The sequence below is a fragment of the Bacillota bacterium genome, assembly GCA_018333655.1.
Classification (GTDB): domain Bacteria; phylum Bacillota; class UBA994; order UBA994; family UBA994; genus BS524.
In genome coordinates, this window is sequence record JAGXTJ010000055.1 from 42,006 (window position 1) to 54,676 (window position 12,671).

13 protein-coding genes are annotated in these 12,671 nt (G+C 53.4%); 4 read left to right on the top strand and 9 right to left on the bottom strand.

Annotation, left to right across the window (positions count from 1 at the left end; translation table 11 throughout):
- Positions 1–16 precede the first annotated feature (16 nt).
- Positions 17–253, bottom strand: coding sequence for a MoaD/ThiS family protein (locus tag KGZ92_10045; protein MBS3889605.1), 237 nt, complete (start codon positions 251–253; stop codon positions 17–19).
- A 63-nt stretch (positions 254–316) separates the two neighbouring features.
- Positions 317–2,050 (bottom strand): aldehyde ferredoxin oxidoreductase, encoded by a 1,734-nt coding sequence (locus KGZ92_10050; GenBank protein MBS3889606.1) that lies wholly within the window; start codon positions 2,048–2,050, stop codon positions 317–319.
- Between the two features lie 199 nt (positions 2,051–2,249).
- Here KGZ92_10050 and KGZ92_10055 point away from each other — a divergent pair, with 199 nt between their 5' ends.
- Both KGZ92_10055 and KGZ92_10060 read left to right on the top strand, forming a co-directional pair.
- Positions 2,250–2,546: a MoaD/ThiS family protein gene (locus KGZ92_10055; GenBank protein MBS3889607.1), complete on the top strand. Its 297-nt coding sequence runs from the start codon at positions 2,250–2,252 to the stop codon at positions 2,544–2,546.
- A gap of 124 nt (positions 2,547–2,670) precedes the next feature.
- The gene (locus KGZ92_10060) at positions 2,671–4,413 is read left to right on the top strand and encodes an alkaline phosphatase (GenBank protein ID MBS3889608.1); all 1,743 of its coding nucleotides are present in this window, start codon (positions 2,671–2,673) and stop codon (positions 4,411–4,413) included.
- A 145-nt stretch (positions 4,414–4,558) separates the two neighbouring features.
- Here the strand turns inward: KGZ92_10060 and KGZ92_10065 are convergent, their stop codons facing one another.
- Complete coding sequence (locus tag KGZ92_10065; protein MBS3889609.1) at positions 4,559–4,846, bottom strand: metal-sensitive transcriptional regulator; 288 nt, start codon at positions 4,844–4,846, stop codon at positions 4,559–4,561.
- Between the two features lie 148 nt (positions 4,847–4,994).
- Here KGZ92_10065 and KGZ92_10070 point away from each other — a divergent pair, with 148 nt between their 5' ends.
- Positions 4,995–5,852: an FAD-dependent oxidoreductase gene (locus KGZ92_10070; protein ID MBS3889610.1), complete on the top strand. Its 858-nt coding sequence runs from the start codon at positions 4,995–4,997 to the stop codon at positions 5,850–5,852.
- Here the strand turns inward: KGZ92_10070 and KGZ92_10075 are convergent.
- From KGZ92_10075 to pdxS, 5 genes are all read right to left on the bottom strand, one after another.
- Positions 5,849–7,216, bottom strand: a complete 1,368-nt coding sequence (locus KGZ92_10075) for an RtcB family protein (protein ID MBS3889611.1) — start codon at positions 7,214–7,216, stop codon at positions 5,849–5,851. The two genes, KGZ92_10070 and KGZ92_10075, sit on opposite strands and share 4 nt — an antisense overlap.
- Before the next feature lie 68 nt (positions 7,217–7,284).
- Positions 7,285–7,737: a ribonuclease HI gene (gene rnhA, locus KGZ92_10080; protein ID MBS3889612.1), complete on the bottom strand. Its 453-nt coding sequence runs from the start codon at positions 7,735–7,737 to the stop codon at positions 7,285–7,287.
- Positions 7,738–7,868: 131 nt separating this feature from the next.
- The gene (locus KGZ92_10085; GenBank protein MBS3889613.1) at positions 7,869–8,654 is read right to left on the bottom strand and encodes an NYN domain-containing protein; all 786 of its coding nucleotides are present in this window, start codon (positions 8,652–8,654) and stop codon (positions 7,869–7,871) included.
- 188 nt (positions 8,655–8,842) lie between these two features.
- On the bottom strand, positions 8,843–9,397 hold the full coding sequence (pdxT, locus tag KGZ92_10090; protein ID MBS3889614.1) for a pyridoxal 5'-phosphate synthase glutaminase subunit PdxT: 555 nt from the start codon (positions 9,395–9,397) through the stop codon (positions 8,843–8,845).
- Positions 9,397–10,263 (bottom strand): pyridoxal 5'-phosphate synthase lyase subunit PdxS, encoded by an 867-nt coding sequence (gene pdxS, locus KGZ92_10095; protein ID MBS3889615.1) that lies wholly within the window; start codon positions 10,261–10,263, stop codon positions 9,397–9,399. The genes pdxT and pdxS overlap by 1 nt, the downstream gene beginning before the upstream one ends.
- A 116-nt stretch (positions 10,264–10,379) precedes the next feature.
- On the opposite strand from pdxS, the gene KGZ92_10100 reads away from it, so the two are divergent.
- Complete coding sequence (locus KGZ92_10100; protein MBS3889616.1) at positions 10,380–11,750, top strand: PLP-dependent aminotransferase family protein; 1,371 nt, start codon at positions 10,380–10,382, stop codon at positions 11,748–11,750.
- 14 nt (positions 11,751–11,764) lie between these two features.
- On the opposite strand, the gene KGZ92_10105 is transcribed toward KGZ92_10100, so the two are convergent.
- On the bottom strand, positions 11,765–12,577 hold the full coding sequence (locus KGZ92_10105; protein ID MBS3889617.1) for an MBL fold metallo-hydrolase: 813 nt from the start codon (positions 12,575–12,577) through the stop codon (positions 11,765–11,767).
- Between the last annotated feature and the right edge of the window lie 94 nt (positions 12,578–12,671).

Genomic DNA, 12,671 nt, shown 5'->3' on the forward strand with positions numbered 1-12,671 from the left:
TCTACCACTCCTCGCCTTAGCCGCCGCCTACAGGGGGGAATAGCGATACCCGGTCACCGTCTTGCAGGCAGTAATCAAGCGATTTATGGAGGCCATTAACCAAGGCGGCAGACACTTCGCTCGCAGGGATACTGTAGCGAGCCAAAAGATCACGAATTGTCGTGGACCTGTCGATTGTAACCGGTATTTTCTCTCCGTAGCGGGTGCCGAGATATCTCTCTAGACCCGTGTAGACTCGCAGTTCAATAAGCATCTCTCGCACCTCTACTCTCTGCGCACTTTATCTATAGGCATACTGACATCTGCTGCCTAGTCTCTAGGTCCTAAATACGCTGTCGAGCTCTGCGTCACTGATGTCAAAAACGGTGTTATGTGGCGCGAGTTTCTCGTTGCAGAAGAATTCTGGCAGACGATCGGCGGCCTTAGTAAAGCCGGCAGCCTCGTTAAAGGCTAGTTCGCCCTTGAGAATATTCTTACCTAAGGCGAGTACATCATCTGTGGTCAGAGTCAAATTATACTGGGCGTTTAGCATTTCTACTATGGTAGGTAGTCCATCGGGATTGTCTAAGACGGGGAAGGCCACGAAGAGACAGAGACCTGAAGCATCGATGGCAGCTGTCGCCACCTGCAAATTGCGCGAGAGCTCTATCTGTCCTTCTGCCTTTAGAGGGTCGACAAAGCCACCCACCTTGAGGATATTGGCAGTCACAGCGTATCCTGCGGTATGGTCCGCACCCATGGGACTAGTAGCATAGGTGACGCCCATGCCCTTGCAGGCGCGCGGGTCGTAAGCTGGAATGCCCTGACCCTTTACTGTGGCTACGCGGGTCACGCTGTAGGCCTTGCCAGTAAAGTCGGCACCGTTTCCGAGAATGCGGCCGGCAGCTGTACCCTTCGCTACCTCACTGAGGGCGGCAATAGCAGCTTTACCATCACCAAAAGGTATGACACCCGCCTCCATCATCACACCTAGGGCCACGCCAGCTTCGATGGTATCGAGCCCGGCATCATTGCAAATGTAGTTGAGCTCAGCTATGGTATCGAGGTCTTTGATTTCGAGATTGGCGCCAAAGCCCCAGGCCGTCTCATATTCTATCGGCGAACAAATCCTGCCGTCTGGCATCGGGTAGGCGTTAGAACAGCGGATAACACAGCCAGGGTGGCAAGCATGCGCTACGCGCCCTCCCTTTCTCTCCTTGGCAATGCGAGCGAGCGACTCCCCGCCAATCTCATTGGCATGCTCAAAGCGTCCATTGTTGCTAAAATTTCGTACTGGTAAAGTTCCGGCTTCGCTAATAACATTCATTAGTACATTGGTGCCATAGCTAGGCAGCCCTGTACCGCTAACCGGGTGGTCAAGGAGTATCTTGGCAAATTTCTTGGCGGCAGATGAGAACTTCTCTTTATCGTGCACTGGTACGCCATAGGTGGTTGGCGAATCGATGACAATCGCTTTGAGGCGCTTAGAACCGAGCACAGCACCCAGGCCTCCCCGCCCGGCATAACGGCTGGAGTTGCCATCGCCATCGTTGCTGGCGACACCCGCTCCAGAGAGCATCATTTCTCCCGCTGGGCCGTTGCAGATGACGCCGACCTTGCTGCCGTAGCGTTCGCGCAGTATGGCCGTCAGCTCGTATGTTCCTTTGCCCGCCAACTCATCGGCCGAGATAATTTCGGCTCCCGCAGGAGACACCTTGGCAAGCCAAGTGCCCTGTCCTTTAGGCATGCCCTCGACAACGATAGCCTTAATGTCCAGGCTGGCTATTTTCTGCGAACAGATGCCACCCGCATTCGCCTCCTTGATGCCCCCTGTCAAGGGGCTTTTTCCGCCGAAGGAGAGACGGCCAGATGAGGGAGCCGTGGTGCCTGACAGCAGCCCCGGGGCGATGACAAGCTTGTTAAACTCGCGCAGGGGATGACATTCTGGGGGCACTTCGTCGCAGACCATTTGCGATGTCAGCGCACGCCCTCCTAGCGGCAAATACTTCTCAGGTACTTCCTCAAATTTAGCCTCACACGTCGACATGTTAATACGCAGCAATCTTGGCATTAAACCTAACCTCCTCCATATTTCTCGCTTCTGTCACCAAAATACATTCTACATCGGGCAATATTTTCCTTCAGATAGCGCAAATTTCGCACAAATTATTTTGCTCTCTGGCCCACTGTCAGTCTATTTGCGTGGCTAAGGAGGTATTACCAATTCTTTGTAGAATACTTGCTACACTGTGGCAGGGGAGGTTTTGCAAGTGGGAACCATCGAACTAAGGTTTTTTTCAACGCTACAAGATATTATGCATGAAAAGGGCTTCGCTTTTCCTACGTATCTGGAGGTAGGCCAAGGCTTAACCGTCAGAGAACTACTGCATCACCTTGGCATAGATGCGCAAGAGGTTGAGGCGGTAATGGTTAATGGCAAGGTGGAGAATTCTGAAAAATTTATCTGCGCAGGCGATAGAGTAGCGCTTATCCCCCCGGGAACACCCGGCCCTTACCGCGTCATGCTAGGCATCAAAGGCAAACTAGACAGCAAGGCCCGAGCCTAGTATTACGCAACCCTAACGTCTGCTTAATGCCCACAAAACTTCGATTAGCCATAATTAAGCAAATTGTGATATCATTATTTTGCAGTTCTCGACCGCCCAGTATTATACAAGGAGGGATTCCACATTGAAAATCGGTAAAACTCTAATGGGACTCACTGCTACCGTCGTCGCGCTCATTCTCTTACTCACCTCACCCCTAACAGCAGCACTCACTCCCGGTGCGACCATGAGCATCGTCCTTGATGGACGAGCCATTGTCACTGCTACACCTCTTGTTACTGTCAACGACATTATCATGGTGCCTTGGCGCCCAGTCAGTGATGCTATGGGATTAAAGCTTGAGTGGATGTCGGCCACAAGTACCATTCTGGCCCACGGCCACAATGTGCACGTCATGCTGCGCATTAACGATCGTACTGCGCAGGTGAACGATCGCGCTGTAGCACTAGATGCACCACCGCGGATAGAGAACGGCCGCACAGTCGTGCCGCTTAGCTTTCTCAGCAGCTTAGGCTTACGCACTAGGTGGGACAGCGCCTCTCGCACTGTTTCCATCTTTACCGACCATGGCCCCCGCAATGTTATTTTCATCCATCCCGATGGCGCCTCGCCGTCCTTCTTTGCCGCGGCCAGAATGCTACACTCCGGGCCCGATGGCGAGCTAAACTGGGACCGGCTTCCGGCTACGGCGGTGTACAAAGGGCACATGCTGAACGAGTTAGTAGGCACCTCAAATGGCGGTGCTGTAACACATGCTTATGGCGTCAAAGTGTGGGATGGCTCCTTCGGTATGGATCAGCAGAACGTGCAGATTATTTCGCGCTCCGGTCAACCCCACACCATTTTGGAAGAAGCAAAGATTGCTGGCTTCTCGGTGGGCATGATTAACACCGGCACGATAACTGAACCTGGTTCAGGCGTGTGGGGTGCCAGCGTTGTCAACCGCGGCGACCATCTTGGCATCGCTCGCGAGCTTATCATTCGCCCTGACGGCCAACAAATTGATGTTATCTTTGGTGGTGGCGAAGTATGGTTCCTGCCTAACACTGTTACTGGCCGGCATGGTGTGCGCGGACGGAGGACAGACGGCGTGAACCTCATCAATGAAGCTATCGCCAGAGGCTACCGCGTCATCTACACGCGCGAAGAATTGCTAAATCTACCTGTCAATACCACGCGCGTGCTTGGACTTTTTGCCGCCCATGATACTTACAACGACAATAACGAAGAGGCCTCACCACGTTACATATATACCGAGGAGCAGCTTCGCGCTGAGGGCCTACCAGACTTCGACCCCAATGCTCCTACCTTTGCCCAGATGATGACGGCAGCGATTCAAATCCTGTCACGCAATCAAGACAAGGGCTTCTACCTGGTTGCCGAAGAAGAAGGCACCGATAACTTGGCTAATGGCGCTCTTAATGCCCGTGGCACCATAGAAGCGACCAAGCGTGCTGACGACGGTATTGGCGTGGCTTTAGAGTTCGCCAAGAGTCATCTCAACACACTCGTCATCACTGCAGCTGATAGCGAGGCGAGCGGCCTCTCCATTTTGGGGAACCCCGTTCTTGACGCCGCAGGCAATGTGGTACCTACACAAGTGTTACGTAACCGCGCCGGTGAAATATACTTCACCGAACTGCTTGATGGCAGAGACGGCACTGGTACACCGCCCTTTATGTCCGCACCCGATCGCAATGGCCGCCGCTTTCCTTTTGCCATAGCATGGTCATCGCGCTGGGACCACTCTGGCAGCATAGTAACGCGCGCCTTTGGCCTACACTCTGACATGGTGAGTGGAACTATCGACAACACCGATATCTACCGTATTAAGTATCGCGCTCTCTTTGGTCGCTTGCTGCCATAACGACTTTACCCTTACCCATTGAACAAGAAGGAGACGGACTAAGTCCTTTCGGACAGGTCCCGTCTCCTTTTAAACATCCTTGCTTGCCCCTAAACTCGCGCCCTATTAAGACCATGTCGCTATAGAGACCGCTTCGCGTTCCTAACTACAACTGGTTTAAGTATTTTTTGGCGTAGCTCACTGCCTCATCGGTGCTGACGCCCTGCTCTACCGCTTGTCTCACGGCACTTTCCAAGAGACAGGCCACCATTGTCAGCCCTACCTGTTCTACAGCGGCCTTAAGAGCGGCCACTTGGGTGACGACATCCTCACAGCTTCTGCGTTCCTCTAGCATGCGCTGGAGGCCCCTCGCTTGGCCTTCAATGCGCCGCAAGCGCATTTGCAAGTCGGGCATGGCTTTCTCCAGAATTTCGGCGTTGGTCGTGGACACCATGATGAACACCTCCAAAAATGCTTTGTAGCAGTAAATTTGTTGTTGACTACCCCTGTGGGTATAATATATCCTCTATCTTAGATGTGGTTAAGCCTTGCGTTCATGATATCACTTTGTAATAAATTGCGAAAGCCGAGGTTTTTTCGAGATGGAGAGTTTTGATATTGCCATTATTGGGTGTGGACCAGCGGGGCTGTCGGCAGCGATAAATGCCAAGATACGCGGCAAGAAAGTGCAAGTTTTCGGGGCAGAGGTCTGTAGCCCAAAACTTGAGAGCGCGCCTTGGGTAGAAAACTACCTTGGCCTCCCCCTCTCGGGGTCTGAATTAGGGCAACGCTACTTAAAACATTTTACCGACATGGGGCTGACTATCCACCGCCATAGAGTAGATACCATTGTCTCAACAGGGACCGGTTTTATGTTGGCAGCCAAGGGCGAAATCTATGAGGCCCGCAGCTTAATTCTCGCCACGGGCATCTCACAAACAAGCTACCTACCTGGAGAACGCGACTTTGTGGGTCTTGGCGTAAGTTACTGCGGAACATGCGATGGTCCTCTCTACAAAGGCAAGGTAGTTGCGGTGGTGGGCTACACCAGTGAGGCAGTAGAGGAAGCCAATTTTCTCGCTACGATTGCGGCCAAGGTCTACTTCATTCCGCAGAACATACCTTTTGCGGATATTCATGACGACATAGAAGTGGTGCCCGGCAAGCCTATCGGCATACTAGGCGAAGACCACCTAACCAAGCTGGCGCTACGCGACAGAGAACTACAAGTAGATGGCGTGTTTATTTTCCGCGAGGTAACACCGGTGGAGCAACTACTCACTGACTTAGCCCTCTCGCAAGGAGCTATTGACGTCGACCGACAGATGGCCACGAATATTCCTGGCGTTTTCGCCGCCGGTGACTGTACCGGACGCCCCTTTCAGCTCGCTAAAGCAGTAGGTGAGGGGGCAGTCGCCGGTCTTAGTGCGGCCTCTTTTCTCGATAGAAAGCCACGCTAGGCCTCGTCTTCACCTTTAATTACGGCCAACGGTTTGAGGCGTGCTACTAGCCGGGTCATGCCGATATCTGCGAGCACTGCACTGACAGCATCGATGTCCTTGTACGCCGCAGGCGCCTCATCGATAATACTACGCATGTTTCGTGCACTGACGAGTGTGGAGCCCAAGCTTCCATATAGTTCGCTTTCGCTGATACTTTTGCGGGCGAGACTACGCGACATACTCCGACCCGCCCCATGATTGACCGAGAAGAATGTTTCGCTTAATAGGGGTGTACCAACTACGACATAGGAGCCAGTGGCCATGCTCCCCGGCAAGAGGGCGGGATGGCCACTTTGTTTGTATGGCTCTGGATTCTGCGCATGCTGAGGAGGAAGCGCCCGCGTGGCGCCTTTGCGATGAACGAGTACTTTTTGCCCAAAATGCTCTTCAAATTTGGCGATATTGTGGGCGACGTCATACACCTGCCGGACCTCGTGTGGGGGCACATTAAGCACCTCGCGCAGCACCTCGCGCACCGCATGAGCCATAAGCTGGCGGTTGGCAAAGGCGTAATTAACGGCACAGGCCATCGCACTGAGGTAGCATTGCCCCTCGCTAGACTGAATGGGAACGGCAGCAAGCCCCTTGCTCGGCAAGTTAATACCATAGCGCGGGGCGGCAAGCAGCATAAGCTTAGAAAAATCTGTGCAAGTTTGGTGCCCTAGCCCTCTGCTACCGCTATGAATTAGTACAGCGAGGGTGCCTTGCCGCAGCGAAAAACTGCTGGCCACCTCACTGTCTAGCACTTTTTGCACGACACAGAACTCGAGAAAATGATTTCCCCCACCTAGGGTTGATAACTGCCCGACGCGCTCTTGGGCGGCTTTGGTAAGGGAACTTGGGTCGGCCCCAGGTAACGTTCCGTTTTCCTCTGTCAAGGCCAGGTCGTTAGCGTTTCCGTAACCCTGCATAACTACTGCCTTCGCACCTAGGGTTAGGACTTCGCGGGCTAAATTGCCGCGGAGCTCGCCCTGGGGACTTTTTTTGCCAATGCCAGTGGGGATGCGTGTTTCTAGCGATAGCATCAACTGCCGCAGAGTTTTAGCACTGAGCTCCGCTGCCTCGATATCAGTAGCCAGCAATCTAACACCGCAGTTAATGTCCATGCCGACAGCTCCGGCTGACACCACCCCAGACTCGGCATCGGTTGCTAATACGCCGCCAATGGGCATGCCAAACCCACTGTGCATATCGGGCAGACCCACAACATGCTTAAAAGCCCCAGGCAGACAGGCTACGTCTCGTAATTGCTGCAGAGAATCATCCTCACCTAGTTGCTCACGCAAGGCATCGCTTAAATAGACGCGGCCTTCTACCAGCATAGCGCCGCTCCTTGGCAACCGATAGAGGTTCTGCGCGATCTTGGTCAGCACGTGAAGTCCTCCTCTCTCTATGTGGCGCTAGAGGCACGCAGACCTGCTATGGCAGCACGGGCGAGCTGGTCGCAACGCTCGTTCTCCGGCACTCCCGCATGACCTTTAACTTTAACCCAAGTCACGCGGTGTTCCTTGGCGAGACTTCGCAGTTCACGCCACAAGTCCGCGTTTTCTACTGGCTGTTTCTTGCTGTTAAGCCAACCGTTCACTTCCCACTTGGCAAACCAGTTTTGCACAAAGGCATTAATTAGGTACGCGCTGTCGCTGTACAAGGTGACTGCACAGGGCATCTTTAGAGCGGCCAGAGCCATAACGGCAGCTTTTAGCTCCATGCGCTGATTAGTCGTGAGCACTTCTGCCCCGTTAAGTTCTTTGCGTGTCTCGCCATATAGGAGCACTGTGCCCCATCCGCCTGGACCAGGATTGCCAGAGCAGGCGCCGTCCGTGTAAATTACTACTTCTTTCATTACTTCTTCCTCAACGCCTTTGCCGTCGTTTACTTGTTTATTCCCTTACATTTTAGCACACTAAAAGGCCTAGCCGTTACTTGCTAGGCCTCAGGATGCCGCCTGAAGCGGGAAGAACCGTCCCTAGCGATTCAGCTGGCGGCGACGCGCAAAATCTCCTGAACGAAGGGGTGCTCGCGGTTGAGGCGACAAGCTGTGGTGGGAAAGTCGGCATTGCTGGGGTTAGGCACCTTGTAGGTTTCAAGGATGCCGTCACCGATAGCCCTCGATACCACTCTCTGCGGGTCAGCCAAATGGCCTAGTACACGATTGGTCAAAAGCTTTAGCCCCACAAAGAGCATACAGGAACGCTCCAGCCCGTCAATTTTGCGAATGAGGTAGGCTACGTCTGGGGTAATAATCCCCGACTCCACGGTACGACTTTTTTCGATATTCAGTATGTCCTCGACGGTGCAATATTCATCAGCGAACTGCTTGAGGTCTCGACTTGTGGTCCGCTCGACACCTACTATGTGCACTCTTTTGCGCCGGGTACGAAGTTTTTTAATTACTTGAATCATATCCCTATCACCGCAGACAATGTAGTACAGATCGATATCCCCACGTGTGTAGACCATCTCAAGCGCATCTAGTGAAAGTTCAATGTCGGCTGCGTTCTTGCGTCTTCCTTCCTCTGAGGATACCGAGTAGACATGTCTTGGTTCCACGGAGCGGCGTTGTAGCTCGGTCTGCAGGCCCTTAAACTCGACGTGGTCAAAGTCTGCGTAGGCCAACATAAGTACTACCTCTCCGTATCTCATAGCATGTTGGCGAAGACCATCGACTAACCTCTCGGTTTCTGGGGTGAATCCATAGGCATTCTTAGTGCTCCAGTAGACATTTTCGTAGTCAATAAATACTGCCACATTACCAGTCATATCGCGCCCCCTAAAATAGTTTCGGCTTAATAATGTTGCCCATCGCCCCTCTACTCTATTCCGTTATAATCGCATACATGGTGAATCCCACTAGCGGCTCGGCATACCTATACAAACTACCCCAACCAAAACAAAGAGCCAGCCCATCAACTGGCTAGCTCTTACAGTACTATATGGTTTTCTGGGGTCTATACTCCCTGCAAGAACCAAGCATGCAGCCGAGTGTCACTCGTCATTTCGGGGTGAAATGTTAAGGCCCACAGGTGCTTGTGACGCACCCCCACAATGTCATCCCCGATAGCGGCGATAATTTCTACCGCGGGATCTAACGCCGTGATCAGGGGCGCACGAATAAAGACCAGCGGAAAATCGCGGATTTCGCCCACGTCGCCTCGCCCGATGAAACTGTCGAGCTGTGAGCCGTAGGCATTTCTTTGTATGGAGATATCCAGAAGACCAAGATAAGGCGTGCCCTCATTCACAATGGTTTTCGCCAAAAGAATAGCACCAGCGCAAGTCCCGAGCGTGGGCTTGTGTGAGGCAAACTCCCTCAGCGGTTCGAGCAAGTCATTGCGGGCGATGATCCTGCCCATGGCTGTGCTCTCCCCACCCGGCAAAATAAGGGCGTCGATGTCTTTGAGATCTGCACTTGTTCTAACCTCACGCGCCTGATGTCCTAATGTTTGGACTGCCTTCAGGTGCTCGCGAAAAGCACCCTGCAAGGCTAGTACACCTACGCGCATTAAGAGCCGCGCTCCGCAAATGTTGTCGCTAGACTCTGTATCTCAAGACCACTCATCGCCGTGCCAAGCCCGCGCGAGATGTGCGCCAGCCTTTCTTTGTCGGCAAAATGTGTGGTCGCCTCGACAATGGCGGCAGCGCGACGAGCGGGATTAGACGACTTAAAAATGCCCGAGCCCACAAAAACACCGTCGCAACCTAGCTGCATCATCAGTGCAGCGTCGGCAGGAGTGGCTAGGCCACCGGCGGCAAAATTAACGACAGGGAGCTTGCCTAGGCGCTTAACTTCTTGCAGCAAGGCAAAGGGGGCGCCAAACTCTTTGGCGAGAGTCATAAGCTCTTCGTCAGGAGCGAGCAGCACGCGGCGTATTTCCGACATCATGGTACGCATATGACGAACCGCTTCGACCACATTGCCCGTGCCTGCCTCGCCCTTAGTGCGAATCATCACTGCGCCTTCGCCTATGCGCCGCAAAGCCTCGCCTAGGTTACGTGCGCCGCACACAAAGGGGATTTCAAAGCGGTGCTTATCAATATGGTACTGATCGTCAGCCGGAGTAAGCACTTCGCTCTCATCGATAAAATCAATGCGCAGGGCTTCGAGAATTTGTGCCTCGACGAAGTGGCCGATACGCACTTTCGCCATGACGGGGATGGTTACGGCTTGCTTAATCTCTAAAATAAGCTCGGGGTCGCTCATGCGAGCTACTCCGCCATCGCGGCGTATATCAGATGGAACGCGCTCGAGCGCCATAACGGCACAGGCACCAGCTGCCTCGGCAATTCTAGCCTGTTCGGCGTTTACTACATCCATGATCACGCCGCCTTTAAGCATTTCGGCTAGGCCCTTGTTCAAATCGGTACGCATTACGAAATCCACTCCTTGACAATTGTTCAGTGTACCGATACAGTTCTAACTGTATGGCCCACACTGTCAAGGCAATTATAACTACTGTAGAAAGCTTGTCAAGGGGGAGAGAAAGCATGAAGAGGCCTCCACAGAGCATCTTAAAGCCACTTTATGTCAAACTGGCCGAACATCTGCGCAATAAGTTCCACAACCTGCCTCCACATAGCAAGCTGCCCTCTGTGCGTAGCCTCGCCGAGGTCTACAAAGTTAATCCTTCCACCGTTGTGTCCGCACTTAAGCTCTTAGAGGACGAGGCTATGGTGTACAGCCGCAAAGGCAGCGGCACCTATCGGGCGCCACAGGCTACCGAGCGCCCCCTTCCCAGAGCAGCACAACAGTTCGCAGTAGACTTCACTTCGGGCACCCCTTCGCCCGAGTACTTTCCGGTCGACGACTTCAAAATTGCTTTCCAGGCAGTGCTTGAACGCGACGGCGGTCAGGCCTTTGCCTATCCAGAAGCACAGGGCTACCCCAAGCTGCGACTGTCCATCGCCGGCTACCTAGCAAGTCAGGGCATGGACGTTGATCCGGACCAAGTACACATTACCTCGGGTGCGCAACAGGCGATTTTTCTCTTGGCCCAAGTACTGCTCTCCCCGAGGGATACCGTTCTCATGGAATGTCCGAGTTATGGAGGAGCACTGCAAGTGTTCGCGGCCTGTAATGCGCGTGTCATCGGTGTTCCTTTAGGGTATCAAGGCCTGCGCGTCAAGGAGCTTGCTCAGGCACAAAAACAGAACCCGAGGCTGATCTATACCATTCCTAACTTCCATAATCCGACCGGAATTAGTTACGGTCATGAATCTCGACAAGCACTCATTGCCTTTGCACGACAGAACGATTACTACATCATCGAAGATGACCATATCTCTGAGCTTTACTACACTGCTTCTCGCCCGCGCCCACTGTGGCAGGACGCGCCTGACAGGGTGCTGTACGTGAAAAGTTTTTCGAAGCTTTTTATGCCTGGGCTACGCCTTGGTTTTCTCGTCGTGCCTCATGCGCTCAGCGCGGCGCTAAACAAGGCCAGGCAAGCGGTCGACCTAGGAAGTTCGGGGATAACGCAACGCGCCCTCCAATTTTACTTAGAGAGCGGCAAATGGCAACAGCACCAGGAATCTCTGCGCCGCATCTATGGTGAGAGAGCAGTCGCTCTCTATGCAACTTTAAAAAAGCATCTGCAGGGTGAAGCGCACTTTAGCCCGCTCAAGGGCGGTATGAATTGCTGGGTGGAGTTGTCGCCCGCAACGCAGTCTAACGCCCTACTAGAGCTAACCGCCCCCCAGGGAGTGTCGTTTACTCCCGGCGCACAATTTAGCCTGGCGCCCTATGACTACAAAAACTATCTGCGGCTTAGCATTGCCGCTACTTCAGAAAGCCAGATTAGCGCCGGCATGGCCATTATGGCAGCGAGCCTAGCTAAGTTAAACCGGCCGAAGCCGTAGAGCATTACTCGCTCTCAGTCTAGACCTGCGCTCTCTGTCATTGTATCCACTAAAACAGTTGTTTCCCAGGCGCTGGCCACAGTGAGCACGCCATCATACCGCAGTCGGCGTAAATGCGAGGAGACTGTTTGCAGCGCTCGTGCAGGTGTATTGCAGTCTAGACTGAGATGCGCCAGCATAATGCCCTTAGTCCGCTCTGTAATAAGTGCCGTCAAGGCTTCGCCCGCCTCGTCATTTGACAAGTGGCCGTACCGGCCCATAACGCGCCTAATGAGAGACCACGGGCGTCCGGAGCTCTGCTCCATATCGCGATCATGGTTGCTTTCAAAAATGAGGTAGTCACAGCCCAAAGCGCCTCGCACAACCTCGTCCGTGACCTCGCCAAGGTCTGTGACTACAGCTACACTGGTGCCATCGGGCGCTGTTAAGCGAAAACCTAGGGGCGCGATAGCGTCATGGGATTTCTTAAACGCGGCAACCGTCAAAGCACCCGCGTGGACGCTCTCTCCATGCTCCATAGCTCGGCACAGAGCATGAGGCACAGGCCCAAAACTGCTCTGCCCCGACCACAGCAAGTGAGAACTGTAACTGGGCACATGGTACTTGGTGGGGAACGGCGTTCTAAGTTGCAGAGCACGAACATGATCCCCATGTTCGTGGGAGACAAATATTCCATTTAGCGTGTGAGGGTCAATGTTTAGGGCCTGCAAGCTCTTTTCGAGCCGGCGGATGGGCAGGCCACAGTCAACTAGCACATTTGTGCTTCCCCAACCGACCAAGTAGGCGTTGCCATGCACGCTTGAACTGGCCAAAGAAACAACTCTCATCTACATCACCGCACCGATTATATCATAGCTAGGAAATACACTGTGTTATTCGTGAGAGAAAAAAGACTACCCGCTAAAGGGTAGTCTTTTTCTA